The organism is Lentibacillus sp. CBA3610, assembly GCF_013373365.1.
Classification (GTDB): Bacteria; Bacillota; Bacilli; order Bacillales; family Amphibacillaceae; genus Lentibacillus.
In genome coordinates this window covers 2,583,274-2,603,630 of record NZ_CP035925.1, presented here as the reverse complement: position 1 = coordinate 2,603,630, position 20,357 = coordinate 2,583,274, and the positions used below count along the sequence as shown (strand labels likewise).

The window sequence follows — 20,357 nt, the reverse complement described above, 5'->3', positions numbered from 1 at the left end:
TTATTAGTAAACTATTTATCCAATTTTTTGATAACGCTTTCCAGTTCATCAAAAACAGGATCCGCCATAGCTGGTATACGGTAGAGGATAGGACCTGCTTCAACAACAGGGGGTTTGACTTCAAAACTGAATTTCATTTTTGAGATAGGGGCGAAAATGTCATATTGATTCATCATGTCTTCGTTAATATCCTTAACAACGACTGCATCTACATGGACATCATATCCCCGTTTTTTCATTTCTTCTTCTATTCCTGATTTAATTTGATGACTTGAGTTAATACCTGCACCACATGCCGCTAGAATTTTAATCATTTAAAAGCACTCCTTTAATTTTTAATAGTTTGTTCAGTTAAAAACTGATAGATTTCATCTTTGGATTCCAATGTTTCCAAGGTTTTCACATTATCGGCCACCGTCAAGAACCCCATTAATTCCGAAAGAACATTTGTCTGGCTGCCTTTTTCATTATTGATAATGAAAAACAAATACTTAACTTCCATTTCTTGATCAGGTGCAATCATATTTTTAAATAAGACTGGTTTGCTTAATTTTACAAACACAATATGTTTACTATGACAGTATTCTGTTTCTGTGTGTGGTATGGCGGCATTTGGGATATCATTAGCAACTGGTTTCAAATCAAGTCCTGTAGGGTGATTCTGTTCGCGTTCGATAAGGGCATCTGTAAAATCACCGTTTACAATTCCCTTCTCATGCAGAATCTTTCCAATTCGATTAAAAATGTCTTCCTGATCCTGAGCATCTTCCATAAAAATGAGTTCTCTATCAAATAATGATTTAATAGAATCCAAGTAAACACCCCCTTTATCAAGTAAGTTGAATCTAATCCTATTTTGCTGGATAACCGCCATTATTCCATTTCTCAATAAACTCATCAAAATAGTGTTCATCACCGATTAAATCCTCATTCATAGGAATTGAATCGATTTTTTCAATCAACTTTTTGCTTTCTTCTGTTTCTTCATATTCTGTTTCCAAGAAGGTGTCAATTGCTTCTTCGATAACACCAATGCCTGTGATACGTCCGCCCATTGCTAGAACGTTTGCATTCAAATGTTTTTTGGCATATCTGGCGGTTTCGATATCGCTGACTAATGCGGCCCTGATTCTTTTGACCTTATTCGCACTTACCGAGATACCTACACCAGTACCGCAAACAACAATGCCTAAATCTGCTTCACCCGAGGAAACTTTTTCGGACGTCTTTTTGCCGTAAATGGGATAATGTGTGCGTTCCTTGTCGTGTGTTCCATTGTCAATGACTTCGTGTCCTTTTTCGGTTAAATACTCCACTAAATGATTTTTCATTTCCGTAACAATGTGGTCACAGCCAATTGAAATTTTCATGATTGTCACTCCTTAGCACATTTTATTTACCATATCTACTCTGATTTGGTGGCGTCCTCCATCATAATCAGCTTTAACAAAAGCCTCGCATATTTTTGCTGCCAGTATTTCCCCGATAATTTCAGAACCAAGTGTTATGATTGATGAGTTGTTATGGGCTACTGTCATTTTGGCCGAATGCTCATCAGCAACGTTTGCGCAAATGATACCTTCATATTTATTGGCAACAATTGACGATCCGACCCCATACGCATCAATTACAATTCCTCGATCCGCTTCTTCATCTGTGATCGCCTTCGAAACGTTTGTTGCTGCATCAAAAAGGTCATATTCCTCGTTTGAAGTTACATTTAAGACATCATAATCCATGTTTTCCAAATGTGATTTCAAGTGATTTTTTAATGTGAGTCCATTAACATCACTGCCTATAGCAATTTTCATGTTAAAAACCTCCTCGGTGTCTGCTTAATTGATTAACTTACCTTTATAATAATCTTCAACTTCTTTTGAAACTTTTTTATCTGTAATGATGCCTGTCACATCATCAATTGAACAAATAATCTGGAAAGCTTCAACACCAAACTTACTGCTGTCACTCACAATATAATTTTGATGCGAGTTTCCTATAATGGTTCGTTGTAGTGCACCTTCTTCTTCGTCAGCAGTCGTTATATTGTTTTCAAAAATTCCATTTGTGCCAATGAAAGACTTTTGGACTTTAATGTCTTTTATCCAATTACTCGTAAAGTAACCCACAAATGTTTTCGTTCGTTCCCGTAGTCTGCCGCCAATTAGAACAACATCAAACATTTCCTTGTCTTGAAAAGTATTAAAAATAGATATGGAGTTAGTAATAATGGTTGCAGAGTCCAGATTAATGTACTCGTGAATAAACTCAGTGGTCGTACCAGGGCCTATGAAAACAGTATCATTTTCTTCTATTAATTCTGCCGCCTTCTTGGCAACGTGTTTTTTTCCGTTAACGTTTAACGTTTCTTTCTCTAAGTGGGACAATTCGATATAATCATCTTTTGTTTTTTGTTTGGCCCCGCCATGAATCCTGACGACTTCACCTTGCTTTTCGAGTTCCAGCAAATCTCTTCTGATTGTCATGTTTGTGACATTCAGTAATTCTGCTGTATCGTTAACGTTGATAAACCCTTTTTCGTTTATTAATTCAAGGATTTCATCTTGTCTGCTTTCTTTCAGTTTTACTCACCTCCAATGTTTGAAAATGTTTGTTTTTGTTCTCAATTGTTATTATATACTGCAAACGTTTACTTGACAATAGAAAAGTTTATATTTCATTTTTTTTTCACAAATCATCAAGAAAAAGAACAAACGCCAGGCCATGCTTTTAGTTGATTAAGTAAGAACGTTCAACGTCGAAAGGATTTAAAATAGCTGAAGACCATTGATGAAAAGGGGGGACATACAAACACAAAAAAACTGTCTTTTCTGATACAGACGGCAAGCTTCTTGATAGCGATAAGTAGCTGCAGGAATCCAGGAAAGACGCTATTGCTGAGTTGCAGGCGTCCAGGCATTTTGTGGTTATTTCGAGCGGGCGCGAACGTGAATAACCTGCCATCAGCCTTGATCATATGGAAGAATACAACCCACTCCGGAATGAAGGAGAACTATTTCGGAGAACTTAAAAAACCGGGGTGCATGTTGATATAAATAAATAGGATGGTTGTGGTCTACGGTTTTCAGGCAAATCTACGCACCTTGATGAGTACAAAGGTGAGTGTAATGATGACTTTTTAAATCAAGAAGTGTAATTAATTAATGGGAATGGCTGAAACGACCATAAGTGGCTGTATGGATAGACTGAGTATTTTAGGAGCCTTCTGAAGAAAGGAAACATGGATGAAACAGGTTGATAGCCTATTCTGAAGCATATGCTTTCGAATAAGCTATCGTTGTTAAATCCTTATATTCATGTATGTGATTTCTCATTCATTTTTAGACGGGATGATAATTGGTTATTTTATAGATGGACCAAAATATAAACCCTGCTTAAATGCCATAACGCTACAAATTTAACACCTCAATAAACCGTTCCATTTCCTTTCTTTCTTTGAATACACTAGCGTCTTCCAGTACCCTGGCAAACTTTTGTCCAAGTTCCTTCTTCAAAGTCGTTTCGGCTTCCTTATCCCCCCTAATGTCCCCGTAACGATCTTTTAACGAATCTGCCCAGTTATTGTGAAGAGTTGGAACATCATTTTTATGACCAAGGAGATATTGCTTGATTTCCTCTAGTTCGTCTTTAAGCCGGCCCGGTAAGACGGCAAGCCCCATTACTTCGATGAGACCAATGTTTTCTTTTTTGATGTGTTGGACGTCTTCATGCGGGTGAAAAATCCCTCTTGGATGTTTGTCACTGGTTCGATTATTGCGGAGAACAAGATCCAATTCATATAGCTCTTCGCGTATTCGGGCAATGGGTGTTATCGTATTGTGCGGTGTTTTACCGCTGAAGGCTCTAATGTCAGCTTCTTCATCTTGATACGTTTTCCATGTCGTGCGTATATGGTCTGCAGCACGGACTATTTCATCTCTAGAATGTGAACGCAAGCGGATCACTGTCATCGGCCATTTCAAAACAGAGAAGGATACATTTCGGAAATGGTTTAATTCAAAGGTAAAGGTATCATCAGCCTGTGTCATTGGAAACTCATACCGTCCGGCCTGGTAATGGTCATGACTTAGAATAGATCCCCCGACGATGGGCAAGTCGGCATTTGAACCGATAAAGTAATGTGGGAATTTATCGGTAAAAGCCAGCAGTCGTTCAAACGTTGTTTGGCTTATTTTCATAGGTCTGTGTTCTTCGGATAAAACAATACTGTGCTCGTTATAATACACATATGGGGAGTACTGTAAAAACCAATCCTCACCCAAGAGGGGGACTCGAATGATACGATGGTTCGCCCTTGCCGGATGACCGGTTCGACCGTCATAGCCCTCGTTTTCTTTACAAAGCACACATTGCGGATAACCGATGTCTTGCTTTCTTTGGCGTTCGCGCCGTATTTGTTCCGGATCTTTTTCGGGTTTGGACAGATTGACCGTGATATCCATGACACCATAGGCTGTTTCTACTTTAAAGTGAATATTTTTTCGAATGCGACTTACCTGGATGTAATTGCTGTTTTGACTTAATTGATAGAAATAGTCTGTAGCTTCTTTGGGCGATTGGTTATACTTTTGCCAAAACTCCCCTTCTATCACTGAAGGCTGCGGTAAAAAACAATCCATGATGTTAGCTGTGAGGGCTTCTTTATCCTCCAGTACATTTCCTATTGTACCGCGTAATACGGCATCATCAATTAAACGCCCCAATATGTCAGGGATTTCCAATTCTGTTGATGGCTTCTCCGATTTATGATCAAATTCAGAATCGCCGAGGGGTGCCGCATCCAATCCAAGTAAGTGCAGAACTCGATTCCATACGTAGATACGGTCACGTTTCACGATAAGCTTTGCTTCAATCGATTTTTCCATTAAGTTGGTTAGGTCAGTATAAATGCCCATTTTACGTTTACTCCCTTCCGTATCCGTCTGGATGTGTACGATGCCAGTTCCAGGCATCCTTTATGATTGTTTCAATCGATATGCGGGATGGATGCCAGCCAAGCACCTTTTGCGCTTTGTCAGAAGACGCAATCAGTACACTTGGATCCCCGTCACGGCGCGGACCGGATTCAACCAGTATTGGTGCGCCTGTGACTTTGCGGGCTGACTTAATCATTTCTTTTACTGAAAACCCCTCGCTGCTACCTAGATTAAATACATCGCTTGCGCCGCCGTGTTGTAAATAATCGAGTGCCTGGAGATGGGCCTGTATCAAATCATCGACATGTATATAATCCCGAATCGGGGAGCCGTCCGGTGTGTCGTAGTCTTCACCAAAAATGGTAATATGATCATGCTGACCGAGTGCTGTTTGTAAAATAATTGGAATTAAATGTGTTTCTGGCCTATGATCTTCGCCGATTTCACCTGAATGTAGTGCTCCCGCTACATTAAAATAACGGAGTGAGACATACTTGATGTCATGAGCCTGATTCATCCAGTACATCATTTTTTCCACGATGTATTTGGTTTCTCCATATGTATTCGTTGGATTTGGATCTGACGTTTCTGCAATCGGTACTTGTGCAGGATTTCCATAGACGGCTGCCGTTGATGAGAACACGATATGTTTAACATTGAATTCAGTCATGGCTTGCAAAATCACTTGGGTACCATAGACATTATTATCAAAATAAGCGAGAGGCTTCTTCATCGATTCTCCGACAAGTGAATTGGCGGCAAAATGAATAACTGCATCAATAGATTCTTTCTTAAAAACATACCGGAGAAAAACAATGTTGCGTATATCGCCTTTATAAAAAGTAGCTTCGGGATGGATGGCCTCCCGATGACCAGTTTGCAGGTTATCTACCACCACAACATCATTTTGCTGATTGATTAATTGATAGACAGCGTGTGATCCAATATAGCCTGCCCCTCCTAATACCAATATGCTCATTCAGAACACTCCTTTTAATGGTGGATCAGTTATATTTAGAAATCGGCTAGTTCGCCGATTTCCCCGAGTCTGACTTCCGCCCTCTGACCTCGGAAAAAACTAGGTGGCAGCCGGGTTTTTTCTCAGAATCGGGACTATATATGTCCGGCCGGATTTCGTAATTTCACAGCTTATTACGTTGTTTCACTAAATTTTTTATCGCGCTCACGTACTTCTTTTCGATAAGCAGAAGGTGCAAAGGATGTCTCCCGTTTAAAAGCTTGTGAGAAAAATGATAGAGAGGAGAAACCATTAATCTCTGCAATATCTGCGATGGAATAATCGGTTGTTTCGAGAAGTGTTTTTGCTTCCTTGATCCTAATACGATTTAAATATTCAATCGGTGATATACCCATATCTTTTTTAAAAGTGTGCGCTAAATAATACTTGTTAATATGACCTGCCGTTGCAAGCATGTCGAGTGTAATATCATTGCGGAAATTTTGATTTAAATAATGTTTGACGAAAGCCGTCGTTTTATTAAGTTCTTTGGGCTTGGTTTTCTCTATGGTTATCTTCCGCTCACGCCATAATTTGACAATGAGAATTTCAATGATATTTTGGCAAATGACCTCATAATCATCATTGCTTTGTTGTACTTCTTCCAATAGTTTATTCAGGTAAAATAGGATATCATTGCGTTCGCCCTGATATGTATAAAGCCCGATTGGTTCATTTTTTTCTTCCGTTAGCCAGAAGGACAGCCCCTCAATACCTAAAGCAATATACTCTAACGAATCATGTTTATTCGATCGTTCAGTATGTTCAATATGGGGGTTGATAATGACCAGATCATTTTCCTGAACCGGTACATCATAATCCGTGAGCACAAAGGCTCCTTTTCCTTTTACAATGTAAAAAAGCTCGGTGAAATGGTGCGTATGCGAGGTGCTGTGCCATCCTTTGTCATATTCTGAGTGTGTAACATACAGGAGTTTGAAAGGCATATTTCTCGTGAAGTGATTATTCATTTTATATAATTCATATGACATTGGACTCACCAGCCTTAATTTTTCTCAACTCTGTTAAACCAATTTTATCGACCTGAAATTAAAAAAGCAACTTCCTTTGTATCAGAGAATTTAGAAGTGGGATTTCGTGAATGCCAAGGAGTCTGCGTTTTTTAACAGATTTTTTATACGAATTTTACAAATAAAAGAGCAATATTTCTAAAATAATTAACAACATCTCGATTGTGAAAGCGTTTTACTTGAATATATAATCAAAGTGAACTTAATAAACCCAAGGGGGAGTCAAGATGAAATTAAAGCATCTATTATTTGTCGGATTTATTATGATACTGACTTTTGGACTAGCTGCTTGCAGTGGTGAGGAAGCTGATGGCGACAGCGAAGGCCAGGGTAATGGAGACGACAATTCAACAGCGGATGAGGATGTGACATTGCATGTAGCTGCCCTTGAATCAGCTTATGGGGAAGAAATGTGGCGAAATATTATTGAAGACTATGAAGCTATTAAAGAAAATGTCTCGATTGAGTTAACGATTGAAAAAAATCTGGAAGAAGTTATTCGTCCACAAATGCAGGCCGGAGATTATCCTGATGTCTTTTTATTGGCAACTGATCGAGAAGAAGCACTCACAGAGACGATGATCAAAGAAAATGGACTCGAAAATATTACCGACGTCTTGGATATGACGATTCCAGGTGAAGATGTAGCAGTAAAAGATAAGCTTCTGGAAGGATTTAGTGATACATTGGCGACAAACCCTTACGGTGACGGTGAAATGTACATGGCGCCAATGTTCTACAGCCCATCAGGCATGTTTTATAACGCCGGTTTGTTTGACGAACAGGGATGGGAAGTACCTGAAACGTGGGATGACATGTGGGAGCTTGGCGATCAAGCTACTGAACAAGATATGTCACTGTTCACATACCCAATAGCCGGTTATTTTGACACATTCATCGGTTCGATGCTGTATGCTTCAGGTGGTGCTGATTTCTTTAATTCCGCGATGACTTATGAAGAAGGTGTTTGGGAAACGGAAGAAGCTGAACGGGTGCTGCAAACGGTTGAGCAATTAGCTGAGTACACGCATCCAAATACAGTGGCAAATGCCAATCCAAATGACTTCACCAAAAATCAGCAGTTGATTTTAGATAATGAAGCATTGTTTATGCCGAACGGCGCATGGGTTGTTGAGGAAATGGCCGAGGCACCGAGATCCGATAATTTTGAATGGGGCATGACGTCAATACCTGCGTTTGAAAGCGGTGAAGGAGAACGTTATACATTTACTTTCTTTGAACAAATGTGGGTCCCAGCTGAAGCTGAAAATACAGAAGCTGCCAAAGAATTTATTGCTTATATGTATTCAGATGAAGCAGCCGACACGTTCCTTGAAGCCGGTGCCGTACAGCCTATCGAAGGAATGACTGAAAAAATGGAAGGTCAACAGAAAGAATTTTACAGTATTTACGATGAAGATGTTCTTCCGGCAATGGGTACATTTGCGTCAACAAATCCTGTGCCCGGTGTGAGCATAAGTGATGCGTTGTACGGAAGTATCGATAGTGTTGTCAATGGCGAAATGACTTATGAAGAATGGCAGGCAACTGTACAAGAAGCATCTGATCAGTTAAGGCCTGAAATGCAATAAATAGAATAATTAAATGGATAAAGATCATACAAAACAAAACCGCGAGTCCGCTCAATTGACTCGCCGTTTTGTTTCATGAACACCGGCTGGATTCGAATACCAGTTGTCATGTGAGGCGTGTTTTTAAGAGAGGTGAACGACTTGAGTAAAAAAGTTTCCAGAAACATTTTCATTACGGTGTGTATTTCACCTGCAATTTTATTGTTTATTTTATTTATGGTTGTACCGACATTTGAAGTGTTTAGAATGTCACTTTATCGATGGGGCGGCCTTTCCGGTTCTCAGCAATTTGTTGGTTTGGATAACTTTAAAATTTTATGGAATGATATGGATTTTATTCAGTCGTTCCAAAATACGATTTTGCTGATTGTCCTGGTAGCCATAATAACGCTATTTTTTGCGGTTTTCTTTGCTGCCGTATTAACGCGGGAACAGTTGATAGGGAATAATTTTTTTCGGGTTGTCTTTTATATCCCTAATATCCTTTCTATTGTTGTCATTGCTGGTATATTTTCCGCGATTTATGACCCTGAAAGCGGATTGCTCAACAGTATCCTTGGTATTGTAAGTTTAGAGAACTGGCAGCAAATGTGGCTGGGAAATCAAGACATCGTTATCTACAGTATAGCGGGAGCGCTGGTGTGGCAAGCTATTGGTTATTATATGGTCATGTATATGTCCAGTATGGCAAGTATTCCAGCCAGTTATTACGAAGCAGCCTCGTTAGAAGGAGCGGGTAAGATTAAACAATTTACGGCTATCACGCTTCCGTTAATCTGGAATAATATTCGTACAACCTTAGCTTTTTATATTATCAGTACGATTAATCTGAGTTTTTTGCTGGTAACGGCCATGACTGGCGGTGGCCCGAGTGGTTCAACAGAAGTTTTTCTTTCCTATATGTATGACCAGGCATATGGGAATTCGACTTACGGCTATGGAATGGCTATAGGTGTTATTGTATTTACTTTCTCATTCCTCCTTGCTGCTATTGTCAGCCGAATTACGAAGCGAGATGTTCTGGAGTACTAAGGAGGTGCAGTGAATGAAGAAGTCCAATCGTATGAGTACAGCTAAACTGTTTAAACTATTTATCTATATCGCGTTGGCCGGACTTGCCATTTCGATTATTGTTCCGGTAGGATGGGTGTTTTTGGCGTCAATAAAGGAAAACTCCGAATTTTACGGGAATCCATGGGCCTTACCAGATGGTTTCCACTTCCAAAACTTTGTGGAGGCATTCATCGAAGCAAACATGGGGCAGTATCTCTTTAACTCTGTGATGGTTACATCATTGGCGTTATTGTTTTTGCTCGTTATTGCATTGCCGGCTGCTTATGTTTTGTCCAGATTCAAGTTTTTTGGCAGTGGTCTGCTTAATTCATTTGTCAAGGCAGGTTTATTTATTAATGTCAGTTATATCGCAGTTCCAATCTTTTTAATGCTGCTCGGTTGGGATAATGTATTGCAAACTTTAATCGGACAGGGTTTCTTTTTGGATAATAGGGTCATTTTGGCATTGATTTATGCATCGACTGCATTGCCTTTTACAATATTTTTATTGTCGAGTTACTTTGAAACCTTGCCGTCTGATTTTGAAGAAGCAGCTAATATTGATGGGGCAGGTTATTTTCGGACGATGTTTTCGGTCATGCTGCCGATGGCAATGCCTAGTATAGTGATTGTCATCTTATTTAACTTTTTATTGTTTTGGAATGAATATCTTTTGGCACTCACGATTATGCCGGGAGACAACAAAACATTACCAGTGGGTTTGTTGAATCTTCTGGCTGCCGAGCGAGCGGCCGTCAATTATGGCCCCATGTATGCCGGAATGGTGATTGTAATGCTCCCGACATTGATTTTGTATATTATCGTCCAAAAGCGTTTAACAGAAGGAATGACTGTAGGTGGAGTGAAAGGATAGGTGACAGAAATGGAAAAATCAACAGGACGTGTTACGCTTCCTATTGAAGAAAATTTCTTGCAAGAAACCAGGGAATTAATGGAACGTTGGGGTGCCGATGCACTGCGTGACAGTGACGGGACAACCATGGAGGCGGAAATGAAGCAATTGAATGCAAAAATTTATACAACATATTTCGTAGCTCGAGGACAGAATGAGTTTGCGTATAAACATCCGGAAGAGACACAGCAAATCTATCTGATGTCTTCTTACAACACAGCTACCGAAGCAAATTTGAAGATTCGTATTATGCAAGGTTATTTTGAAGATCAAATAGAACCTGATTACCGGAACGATCCTAAAACGTGGTGGGAAGTCATTGATCGAACAACTGGAAAGGTGGTTGACGCCGTTCACTGGGATGTCGATCAGGGTGTCAACGAGGTGATAGTTTATGATGCAGAGCCTTGGCATGAGTACACTGTATCCTTTCTGGCATATATGAAATGGGATCCGACTCAAATGTATAATCACATCACCAATAATTGGGGGGATAAACCGCATGAAATTCCGTTTGATGCGCGTCAGCCTAATTCTAATCAATTTATAAAAGACTATTTAAAAAAATGGCTTCGTGATAATCCGGATACCGATGTGGTTCGATTTACTACGTTTTTCTATCATTTCACGTTAATTTTTAATCATTTAGGTAAAGAAAAATTCGTTGATTGGTTTGGTTACGGGGCGAGTGTATCCGTTGCTGCTATGGAAGCTTTTGAAAATGAAAAAGGCTACAAGCTCCGGCCGGAAGATTTTGTGGATCAGGGCTATTACAACACGTCATTCCGGGTACCGTCCAAAGCTTATTTGGATTACATTGATTTTATTCAACAATTTGTAGCACGTGAAGTGAAAACGTTAGTTGATATCGTTCATGGATATGACAAGGAAGCCATGATGTTTCTGGGGGACAACTGGATAGGAACGGAGCCGTATGGAAACTATTTTAAAGAAACAGGTATCGATGCGGTTGTTGGCAGTGTCGGTGATGGCACAACATTACGTCTTATTTCAGATATTCCGCATGTCAGCTATACCGAGGGCCGATTTCTTCCTTACTTCTTTCCTGATACATTTTATGAGGGGAACGATCCTGTGGTTGAGGCGAATGAAAATTGGCTGACCGCGAGAAGAGCGATTATGCGCAAACCGGTGGATCGGATCGGCTATGGGGGTTATCCAAGTTTGCCATATAAATTTCCAGAGTTTATTGATTATGTTGAAAACGTAACGGATGAGTTTCGGGAAATTTACCAAACGATAAAAGATGCTGATCCATATACTGGGGTCAAGGTTGCTATTTTGAATTCCTGGGGGAAACTCCGGACTTGGCAAACACATATTGTAGCCCATGGAAAGTATTATCAGCAAACCTATTCTTATTATGGCATTGTCGAAGCTTTGAGCGGAGCAGCTGCAGATGTGGCATTCATTAGTTTTGACGATGTGATTGAAAACGGGGTTCCGAATGATGTAGATGTCATCATTAATGTCGGTGATGCGGGTACTGCCTTTTCAGGAGGTGACAAATGGAAAGACCCGAACCTGGTTTCTGCGATACGCGAATGGGTTTATCATGGCGGTGGTTTTATTGGGATTGGTGAACCATCGGCTGTGCACCATGAGGGCCGTTATTTTCAATTAGCTAATGTACTCGGAGTGGATAAAGAGTTGGGATTTGGATTATCGACTAATAAGTATTTTACCAACCCGGTAGATTCACATTTTCTGGCTGAGGATTTGAGCACTTATGATTATGGCGAAGGAAGCAAGAACGTTCACGCACTCGGAGAAGATACGGAAATTATTGAATACAGTGATGGTAGTATTCAGTTGTCCAGTACACCCTTCGGCAAAGGAAGAGGCATCTATATGGCTGGACTTCCATACAGCCATGAAAATACGCGATTGTTAATGCGTGCGTTATTCTATGCGGCAGGAAAAGAAAGTGAATTCAACAAATGGCAAGCTTCCAATATACACTGTGAGGTTCATGCATATCCAGGCATTGGAAAATATGCAGTCGTCAATAATTCAAGCAGCCCGCAGGAAACGAATGTATATGATGGGAATGGTACTGTTCACAAATTAAGGCTAAATCCAAGTGATATTATTTGGGAGGAGATACGGGATGAAAGATAAGGTATTCCGTGTTTTGAAAATCATCTTTTTTCTTTTCTGCATGTTTTTGATCGTCTATGGTCAACAAACGGTTGGCAAAATCTATCTGCTTCTTCAATTAATTGGTCTTGCCGGTCTTTTATTTTTATTATGGAATTACAATCGGAAGTTTGTATAGTTTCACAACCAGTAGTTCGTATAAATTGTATCAAAGTGAAAATGGGATGAATTCAATGATAGCCATATCTCAGGTTCATAAGTTTGGGAGCAGATGCAGGAGGCAATAACAATGAAATATGCGATTGGTGTGGACATCGGGGGAACTACAATTGCTAGCGGCATCGTTAATCAAAATGGGGATGTTATACAGCAGGAAACGGTAAAAAGTGACTCCTTCGACAGAGAAAATATGTTTGCACAGGTGGTGCTATGTATAGAAAAGCTGTTGGATCATTCGAGTATCCCAATTTGTGATATTCATAGTCTTGGGGCAGGTGTTCCTGGTAAAGTTGATCGTGAAAAAGGGATTGCTATTTTTCAAAATAACTTACCATGGAATAATTTTCCTTTTATCCGCCGGATTCGTGAAGCATTTGAGTTGGAGCACGTGGCCATTGATAACGATGTGCATATGGCTGCTTTTGCAGAATGGAAGAAAGCTCAGCTTAAACAAGATGAATTGTTCGTTTACATGACAATCAGTACAGGGATTTCGAGTGCGATTATTCAAGATGGAGAATTTATGAGGGGAGCTGGTTTTGCTGGTGAAGCGGGATTAATACCGGTTTATACGCGCTTTCCGGAAAACACATTAAGGCGTTTGGAAATGACTGCTTCCGGTCCGGCTATTGCGAAACACTCAAACGACCTATACGGGCGATCTGATATGACGGCAAAAGAAGTATTCAAAGCATTTGATGATGACGATTCAATCGCTCAAATGCTGATTAAGGATATAGCTGCGAGTCTGGCTCAAGGCATCTATACAATCAATAGCCTTTTAGATCCGCATAAGATTGTGTTTGGTGGAAGTGTTGTCTCGCAAAATCCTGTTTTACTGACAATGGTTAAGACAAAGTTGGAAGAATGGCTTCTCGACGAACAGACGCATATACTTGACCACATGGAAGTCAGCTATATGGGAAATGAGCAAGGGATTATCGGCGCCGGGCTTCGAGCACTGGAAAATAGAGAGGAAGCATTTCAAGACACATTTTAAAATGAAATATAGAGTGGGAGTGGTCCCAAATGAAGCCAAATGTTCTATTAGTTATGGTTGATCAAATACGGTGGGATTGCTTAAGTTATCTAAACCATCCTGTTGTAGATACACCTAATTTGGATCAACTGGCAAGAGATGGTGTATTGTTTCAGTATGCCTATTCTGCGACACCGTCTTGTGTTCCTGCGCGAGCATCCGTCATGACTGGCATGTCACAAGTCTCGACGGGTCGGACTGGCTATGAGGAAGAGATTCCATGGAGGTATGAACACACTATTGCAGGTGAACTGGCTAAAGCCGGGTATCATACACAAAGTGTGGGGAAGATGCATGTTTATCCAGCCCGAAACTTATGTGGGTTTCATAATGTTGTCCTGCATGATGGCTACATGCACTACAACCGTTTTAAACATAAGACGACAACAATGGAATCACAGGAGCAAACCGATGATTATTTGAATTGGCTGCGCGAGAAGCAGGGGTTGGAGGTTGATTTTCTAGACCTTGGGCTTGATTGTAATTCGTCAACGGTTACCCGTCCTTGGCATTTACCAGAGACGTTTCACCCTACTAATTGGGTGGCTGCGCAGTCTATTGACTTTTTACGGCGTCGGGATCCGTCAAAACCATTTTTTTTAAAAATGTCATTTGTACGGCCGCACCCTCCATTGGATCCGCCTCAAGCATTTTTTGATATGTACAAGGATATGGAGCTGCCTGATGCGCCTGTTGGGGAATGGGCTGAAACAAAGGATAAGACTCGAGCTGGATTGGATCCGGCCACCTCAAAGGGCATCGTACCTTCACAACGACACCGTCGTGCACAAGCAGCTTATTATGCATTGATCACGCATATCGATCATCAGATAGGACGTTTTTTGCAAGCAATGCGTGAGTATGGTGTATATGATAATACCATGATTTTGTTTACATCAGATCATGGTGAACTGATGGGTGATCATCACCTTTATCGCAAGTCATTGCCATATGAGGGGAGTGCGAAGGTACCGTTTATTGTGGCTGATCCAGGTAACCAGCTCCATTTAAAAAAGAATACGATTGTTGATAAAGTCGTGGAGATGCGTGATATCATGCCGACACTACTCGATGCAGCCGGGGTGGATCCCCCCGATTCGGTTGATGGAGAGAGTGTGATACCATTATGTAAGGACGAGAGTGAAATGTCCTGGCGGGATTATATCCATGGTGAACATGAATTTGGTAAAGCTTCGTACCATTATATAACGGATGGAAAAGAAAAATATATTTGGTTTTCGCAATCTGGTGTGGAACAGTTTTTCGATTTGTGGGAGGATCCGGAAGAAAAACAAAACCTAGCACTAAAAGCCAACTATCACGATCGTTTGCGCCATAGAAGAGAACAGCTTATCGACGAACTGTCGGGAAGAGATGAAGGCTATACAGATGGTGAAAATTTGATCCCTGGTAAAACGGCAAAAGCGACGCAAGTTCAGTTGGACGAATGGAATTGACAGTAGCCTAAGAGCTTTTGCGATACTGGCCTGGCACTTGATAGGAATTTATCCAACAATTTGCCCGGGAGGAAGTGTGTTAAGATGTCAAGTTGTTGTGTTGCTGCAAGGAATCAAAGGTTAAACCAGAATAATGTCGATCATCATTTGGCTCCTTCACATCAAAAGAGGGGAAGGACGTTATTCAGGGATAAGTTGATTTATATCCCGGGAAATACGTTCCTAATGGGTACTACAGATCAAGATGGATTTCCGTCAGATGGGGAAGGACCTATTCAGGAGATCAATGTCGACTCTTTTTATATGGATGCTTATACCGTGACGAATGAGGAGTTTGCGACATTTGTTGATGCCACTGGTTATGTCACGGAAGCGGAGCAATTTGGCTGGTCGTTTGTTTTTTATCAGTTCCTAAGCTCGGAAATAGCAAAAAGTGTTAGCCAACGTGTGCTCCAAACCCCTTGGTGGTGGGTTGTTGAAGGGGCAACCTGGTATCATCCGGAAGGTCCTGATTCTACAATTCAGGGACGAATGGATCATCCTGTCATCCATGTTTCCTGGAATGATGCACAGGTATTTTGTAAATGGGCAGGAAAAAGGCTTCCCACTGAAGCAGAATGGGAGTATGCTGCTCGAGGTGGTTTGCAGCAAAAAAAATATCCATGGGGAGATAAACTCACACCAAACGGGGAGCATTATTGTAATATTTGGCAAGGGAAATTTCCTTATCAAAATACGGCGGAAGACGGTTATACGGGAACGGCTCCTTCCAAGTCTTTTCCGCCCAATTCGTTTGGCTTGTATAATGTAGCAGGGAATGTGTGGGAATGGTGTTCGGATTGGTTCACTAAACATATCAGCCAGCGTGGAGGAAGTGATAATTCAGTTTGTCCGGAATCAGGCGAAACACGTGTGCTGCGGGGTGGATCTTATTTGTGTCATTTTTCGTATTGCAACCGTTACCGCGTAGCAGCACGAACTGCCAATACTCCTGACAGTTCGGGTGGTAACACAGGGTTTAGGTGTGTCGTGGATAGACTGACATAGACATTGTTCATTTGAAATACAAAGAATGGGAGGCTGAGTATTAAAATGTTTAACTTGTCGAGCGGTGAATTACATGAAAAACAGACAATCCATACAGCTTCTGAAATTTATCAGCAGCCGGAGGTATGGCACGAAACAATCAAGATGATTGAGCGAGAGCAAGGTAGACTGCGAGGTTTTGTGAAGTCGATTTTTGCTAAACATGAAAGTGTTCGAGTTATTCTAACAGGCGCAGGCACATCAGCTTTTGCCGGGAATACACTTGTTACGGAGTTAAACAGGCAGTACCAGGGAAAGATAAAGTTTGAAGCGATTGCTACAACCGACATTGTATCCAACCCGGAAAGTTATTTGTTTAAGGATGTGCCCACGATTATGGTCTCGTATGCCCGGTCTGGCAACAGTCCGGAAAGTGTTGCGTCGGTAGCGTTAGGCGAGCAAATTATTGATGAGTTTTATCAGGTGGTAATCACCTGTAACGAAGAAGGACAGCTAGCTCAAAACATCCAGAGCGACGATAATAGTATCACACTTCTCATGCCCAAAAAATCAAATGACAAAAGTCTAGCTATGACAAGCAGTTTTTCATCCATGGTCTTGGCGTCGTTCGCCCTTTTTTCAGAGCAGCCGCTTTCGGAAAATAAAGTGAACCAATCGATCCAAAACACCAGTGTCCTGCTTGATTCCATTACAGATCGTATCGAAGATATTCTCACATTCCCGTTTGAACGCGTCATCTATTTGGGCTCGGGGCTTTTGAGTGAACTATCCCGTGAAGGCGCCCTGAAAATGCTCGAACTGACAGCCGGCAGGGTTATGGCGATGCATGAGTCCTCACTTGGATTCCGTCATGGACCGAAATCAGTTATAAACAAAAAATCTGTGGCAGTTCTATTTATGTCAGAAGACCCGTATACGCGAAAATATGATATGGATATATTGCGTGAGCTAGCTGCGGATGATTCAGGCATGAAGGTCATTGCATTGACGGAGAAATCGGATGACACTGTCGCAGCACTTGCCGACTGGGTAATTACGGTCAATCCAGAAGGCGAGGATTTTGAAAATGACATGTATCTGGCCTTGCAGTATATTGCATTCGCCCAGACATTTGCGATGAAAAAATCACTGCATGTTGGCCTTTCCCCGGACAACCCAAGCCCGGATGGTGTAATCAATCGTGTTGTAAAAGGTGTGACAATCTATCCATTTGAAACTTGATTCATTATTGGCATAAGAGCCGTATAGCCACCGACTCTGCTATGAACAAAATATTCGTAAATAAATGCTTTAGGAAAGGGGGCGAAAATAGCTGCAGTACCGAGGCTGGTACAGCAAGCTGTCGCCCCTATTATGATTCGTGAATCACTAATCTCATAATAAATCGAACATCTCCCTAACTAACAATTCTTTAAACAACCAGCTCCACCATATATTACCTCATAAATTTGCAAAAGATTCAGACCGGTGATGTATTCAATGCTAATTTTCAACACATGTTTTTTGCTCAGGCAGGTTCTGACATCGTTGATAGACTCTGTGTTTGTAATGAATGCAACGTGAACCCATCTGCCTAGACTTCGATATAGACTAAGGTCCCATTTTTTAACAAAATAGTCTGAAGGTTATAAAAAATAACAATACAGCTAAAAAATAAGACAATAATTAGCATTGTGAAAGCGTTTTATATCGTTTAACTTATTGATAAGGTTTTGATTGGTGGCGACTTTGACATAAATTTATGTTTGTGGAACATTTTGTGAAAAGTCGTGTAGTTATAATCAAAACCTAGTTTCTCCAATTATATTCATAATAGAGAGGGGTGTAACTAAGTTTATTAGAGTAACAACTTAAAGATTTAAAGGAGGTTTAAAAATTGAAAAGCGATTATTTAACGAAACCATTTACAGCTGTTTTTGTTATGACTACCCTTACCATTTTGTTAATTGTGGCAAATGTTTTTTCACCCTATAACGTTAAGGCAGCAGACGAAAATTCCGAACAAGTTTCGCCTCCAGATACAGATCCGGTAAGTAATACATTATCGTCAGACTTTATGAGTATTGAGATTGATGAGGTATTTCCGCGTATAATGAAATACGATGTTGATGGGAAGATAATGCGCGGTCAGGAAAAGTCTGTATATGGCCTCTATATAAACAATGAGCTTTATTATCCGGATGTAGAATTTGAAAAAGTGAATGACAGTGAAGCCATTTACCCTGGATTCCCGCCTACTCATAACGAGGTAGGCGGGGTAACACCTAATTTTCCATAAATCTCTTTTTGCTTGCTAAGAAGTTCGCCAATACGCGGTTCTTTCCCTGGCGCTTCAAAGTATTCTATAACATCCAGTTGATCAGCACGCTTCTGTAACGTATATTTTTTTAATAAATCGGTATCTTGCATTTGTTTTTTGATATAAGAAGAATAAGATGAGCGCCACAACTCCACAAAAAGTTTCCCATCAAGACTCTGTTCGGATGATACCAGTGTGCGGCGCATGTTCAGCCGTTCCTTCAGATTCCCGAACGCTTTTTCAACAACGTCCTTATTGCGGTAAAGCTCCAATGCAGCGATGGCGCCCATCGTTTCATTGGTCATCAGCGCAAAATATCCAAAATATCGCTTGGCTTTGTTGACAGCCTCTTCTTTGACGGTGACTTTTGTCCCGCGTTTCGGGGTGGTTTTTGTCTCAAAATACGTTTGATACTGCTTTTCATGTTCCGGGAGCCTTTTCCCTGATTCCAATTCACGACGCAGGTTGATTAACTTGCGGTCAAATGCTTTTTCATCCTCCGCGGCCCGGTCAATATTGTAATAAAAGTGAATGTACATACGCCTGGACTGTGTCAGGGCGTCTCCTTTATAAGGACGTTGCTGCGTATAATGCCACGTTGTCCGGACCGTGCGGGCATATAACTCGTATTTCTCACTGTAGTGTTCAAACGATCGAAAGCCGTCATAGATGGCATCCAGTTCTTTCCGGACGAAAGTAAGAGACATTTTAACGGAGACCAGGAACTTCAGATGGTTTTTCAACAAAGCGTTGATATTTTCCTGACTGTAGAAGCCTCTGTCCATGACCAGCTTCACCTTGGAGAAGCCAAGCATATCCAAATCGGCAAGCAGTTTTCTGACGGTCTTGGAATCCGGGATATTACCGGCCAGTTTGCGATAATAAAACGGCAGGTTGGATGTTTCGCCGAACACCAACGCCAGGTTTAGCTGAGGCAGTGGATCGTTTTCTTTATTCCAGCCGTATTGGACCTGTCTCAAAAGTTCGGACTGGCTGGATATGGTGGTGATATCATAGGCCCAAAATTCCTTTTCCGTCCGCCGTTTTCCCTGCAGCTGGAAGAACTTATATTTCGCGTCTTCGGTGATGGACGCGAACAGGTCGCTGCTTCGCTGAGACGTGATGTTTTGACCGTAAGGATGTTTATGTAAATGACTCCATTTTTCAAAACGGTAGAGCGGAGCGCTGTCCTCCAGGACCAGATAGTATGCGATGGATAGAATCTGGCGATACTTGTCGGGAAAACACGCTTTTAGGTCTTCTGTAACCCCGGTATTGGCACCGATTTGATCCAGAAGATAAGTAGCGCCGTAAAAATAACGTGACGTTTGCACAGATGGAACAGGACCTCTCTTTGCCACGGTATGCGCCTCTTTATTTTTCCGTCCTCTGCCGTCTGTCGGGACAATTTTTCCGGTTTTACTGTCCACCCGTCCGATTAAGGTCCTTTTGGATCGGGATTGGCGCTTGTCTTTGTCCCAGTATGAAATGGACTCATACGCATAGGTAATCCCTGAACGCTTATCTGTTTGATAGACGATAGCCATTTTTCCGCCTCCTCGTTATGTATATTGTAACACATAACGAGTATAAAAACAATAAAAAATGGGCATGAAGCCCAACATTATCGGATT

The 20,357-nt window shown here is 41.1% G+C and carries 19 protein-coding genes; 10 read left to right on the top strand and 9 right to left on the bottom strand.

The window, feature by feature from the left end; genetic code table 11:
• Positions 1-11 precede the first annotated feature (11 nt).
• The 8 genes from Len3610_RS12850 to Len3610_RS12815 form a co-directional block, all read right to left on the bottom strand.
• The gene (locus Len3610_RS12850; RefSeq protein ID WP_176448301.1) at positions 12-314 is read right to left on the bottom strand and encodes a PTS sugar transporter subunit IIB; all 303 of its coding nucleotides are present in this window, start codon (positions 312-314) and stop codon (positions 12-14) included.
• A gap of 14 nt (positions 315-328) precedes the next feature.
• Positions 329-814 (bottom strand): PTS sugar transporter subunit IIA, encoded by a 486-nt coding sequence (locus tag Len3610_RS12845; protein ID WP_255259602.1) that lies wholly within the window; start codon positions 812-814, stop codon positions 329-331.
• 37 nt (positions 815-851) lie between these two features.
• Positions 852-1,370, bottom strand: a complete 519-nt coding sequence (lacB, locus tag Len3610_RS12840; protein ID WP_176448300.1) for a galactose-6-phosphate isomerase subunit LacB — start codon at positions 1,368-1,370, stop codon at positions 852-854.
• 12 nt (positions 1,371-1,382) lie between these two features.
• On the bottom strand, positions 1,383-1,811 hold the full coding sequence (gene lacA / locus Len3610_RS12835) for a galactose-6-phosphate isomerase subunit LacA (RefSeq protein WP_176448299.1): 429 nt from the start codon (positions 1,809-1,811) through the stop codon (positions 1,383-1,385).
• A 24-nt stretch (positions 1,812-1,835) separates the two neighbouring features.
• The gene (locus tag Len3610_RS12830) at positions 1,836-2,555 is read right to left on the bottom strand and encodes a DeoR/GlpR family DNA-binding transcription regulator (RefSeq protein WP_255259905.1); all 720 of its coding nucleotides are present in this window, start codon (positions 2,553-2,555) and stop codon (positions 1,836-1,838) included.
• Between the two features lie 852 nt (positions 2,556-3,407).
• Entirely contained in the window at positions 3,408-4,913 is a 1,506-nt protein-coding gene (galT, locus tag Len3610_RS12825) for a UDP-glucose--hexose-1-phosphate uridylyltransferase (protein WP_176448298.1), read from the bottom strand.
• Positions 4,914-4,920: 7 nt separating this feature from the next.
• Positions 4,921-5,913, bottom strand: a complete 993-nt coding sequence (galE, locus tag Len3610_RS12820; RefSeq protein WP_176448297.1) for a UDP-glucose 4-epimerase GalE — start codon at positions 5,911-5,913, stop codon at positions 4,921-4,923.
• A 173-nt stretch (positions 5,914-6,086) separates the two neighbouring features.
• Positions 6,087-6,899: an AraC family transcriptional regulator gene (locus tag Len3610_RS12815; RefSeq protein WP_369693694.1), complete on the bottom strand. Its 813-nt coding sequence runs from the start codon at positions 6,897-6,899 to the stop codon at positions 6,087-6,089.
• Between the two features lie 311 nt (positions 6,900-7,210).
• On the opposite strand from Len3610_RS12815, the gene Len3610_RS12810 reads away from it, so the two are divergent.
• From Len3610_RS12810 to Len3610_RS12765, 10 genes are all read left to right on the top strand, one after another.
• On the top strand, positions 7,211-8,575 hold the full coding sequence (locus Len3610_RS12810; protein WP_176448295.1) for a carbohydrate ABC transporter substrate-binding protein: 1,365 nt from the start codon (positions 7,211-7,213) through the stop codon (positions 8,573-8,575).
• Positions 8,576-8,716: 141 nt separating this feature from the next.
• Positions 8,717-9,607: a carbohydrate ABC transporter permease gene (locus Len3610_RS12805; protein ID WP_176448294.1), complete on the top strand. Its 891-nt coding sequence runs from the start codon at positions 8,717-8,719 to the stop codon at positions 9,605-9,607.
• Between the two features lie 13 nt (positions 9,608-9,620).
• Complete coding sequence (locus Len3610_RS12800; protein ID WP_176448293.1) at positions 9,621-10,502, top strand: carbohydrate ABC transporter permease; 882 nt, start codon at positions 9,621-9,623, stop codon at positions 10,500-10,502.
• A gap of 9 nt (positions 10,503-10,511) precedes the next feature.
• Positions 10,512-12,683, top strand: coding sequence for a 1,3-beta-galactosyl-N-acetylhexosamine phosphorylase (gene gnpA / locus Len3610_RS12795; protein ID WP_176448292.1), 2,172 nt, complete (start codon positions 10,512-10,514; stop codon positions 12,681-12,683).
• A complete protein-coding gene (locus tag Len3610_RS12790; RefSeq protein ID WP_176448291.1) occupies positions 12,673-12,840 on the top strand; it encodes a DUF6903 family protein in 168 nt (55 codons plus the stop codon). Before gnpA ends, Len3610_RS12790 begins: the two co-directional genes overlap by 11 nt.
• Positions 12,841-12,951: 111 nt before the next feature.
• The gene (locus tag Len3610_RS12785; protein WP_176448290.1) at positions 12,952-13,881 is read left to right on the top strand and encodes an ROK family protein; all 930 of its coding nucleotides are present in this window, start codon (positions 12,952-12,954) and stop codon (positions 13,879-13,881) included.
• A gap of 29 nt (positions 13,882-13,910) precedes the next feature.
• The gene (locus Len3610_RS12780) at positions 13,911-15,377 is read left to right on the top strand and encodes an arylsulfatase (RefSeq protein ID WP_176448289.1); all 1,467 of its coding nucleotides are present in this window, start codon (positions 13,911-13,913) and stop codon (positions 15,375-15,377) included.
• An 84-nt stretch (positions 15,378-15,461) separates the two neighbouring features.
• Entirely contained in the window at positions 15,462-16,424 is a 963-nt protein-coding gene (locus Len3610_RS12775) for a formylglycine-generating enzyme family protein (protein WP_176448288.1), read from the top strand.
• A gap of 45 nt (positions 16,425-16,469) precedes the next feature.
• On the top strand, positions 16,470-17,645 hold the full coding sequence (locus Len3610_RS12770; protein ID WP_176448287.1) for an SIS domain-containing protein: 1,176 nt from the start codon (positions 16,470-16,472) through the stop codon (positions 17,643-17,645).
• Positions 17,646-18,300: 655 nt separating this feature from the next.
• Positions 18,301-18,702, top strand: coding sequence for a hypothetical protein (locus Len3610_RS12765; protein ID WP_176448286.1), 402 nt, complete (start codon positions 18,301-18,303; stop codon positions 18,700-18,702).
• On the opposite strand, the gene Len3610_RS12760 is transcribed toward Len3610_RS12765, so the two are convergent.
• A complete protein-coding gene (locus tag Len3610_RS12760) occupies positions 18,663-20,270 on the bottom strand; it encodes an IS1634 family transposase (RefSeq protein ID WP_176448285.1) in 1,608 nt (535 codons plus the stop codon). The two genes, Len3610_RS12765 and Len3610_RS12760, sit on opposite strands and share 40 nt — an antisense overlap.
• Between the last annotated feature and the right edge of the window lie 87 nt (positions 20,271-20,357).

Bases quoted from the DNA above. Each gene is read 5' to 3' on its own strand.
- Len3610_RS12775 (WP_176448288.1), top strand. From the start codon at position 15,462: ATGTCAAGTTGTTGTGTTGCTGCAAGGAATCAAAGGTTAAACCAGAAT.
- Len3610_RS12760 (WP_176448285.1), bottom strand. From the start codon at position 20,270: ATGGCTATCGTCTATCAAACAGATAAGCGTTCAGGGATTACCTATGCG.
- Len3610_RS12780 (WP_176448289.1), top strand. From the start codon at position 13,911: ATGAAGCCAAATGTTCTATTAGTTATGGTTGATCAAATACGGTGGGAT.
- Len3610_RS12850 (WP_176448301.1), bottom strand. From the start codon at position 314: ATGATTAAAATTCTAGCGGCATGTGGTGCAGGTATTAACTCAAGTCAT.
- lacA (WP_176448299.1), bottom strand. From the start codon at position 1,811: ATGAAAATTGCTATAGGCAGTGATGTTAATGGACTCACATTAAAAAAT.
- lacB (WP_176448300.1), bottom strand. From the start codon at position 1,370: ATGAAAATTTCAATTGGCTGTGACCACATTGTTACGGAAATGAAAAAT.
- Len3610_RS12770 (WP_176448287.1), top strand. From the start codon at position 16,470: ATGTTTAACTTGTCGAGCGGTGAATTACATGAAAAACAGACAATCCAT.
- Len3610_RS12800 (WP_176448293.1), top strand. From the start codon at position 9,621: ATGAAGAAGTCCAATCGTATGAGTACAGCTAAACTGTTTAAACTATTT.
- Len3610_RS12785 (WP_176448290.1), top strand. From the start codon at position 12,952: ATGAAATATGCGATTGGTGTGGACATCGGGGGAACTACAATTGCTAGC.
- galE (WP_176448297.1), bottom strand. From the start codon at position 5,913: ATGAGCATATTGGTATTAGGAGGGGCAGGCTATATTGGATCACACGCT.
- galT (WP_176448298.1), bottom strand. From the start codon at position 4,913: ATGGGCATTTATACTGACCTAACCAACTTAATGGAAAAATCGATTGAA.
- Len3610_RS12815 (WP_369693694.1), bottom strand. From the start codon at position 6,899: ATGCCTTTCAAACTCCTGTATGTTACACACTCAGAATATGACAAAGGA.
- Len3610_RS12810 (WP_176448295.1), top strand. From the start codon at position 7,211: ATGAAATTAAAGCATCTATTATTTGTCGGATTTATTATGATACTGACT.
- Len3610_RS12790 (WP_176448291.1), top strand. From the start codon at position 12,673: ATGAAAGATAAGGTATTCCGTGTTTTGAAAATCATCTTTTTTCTTTTC.
- gnpA (WP_176448292.1), top strand. From the start codon at position 10,512: ATGGAAAAATCAACAGGACGTGTTACGCTTCCTATTGAAGAAAATTTC.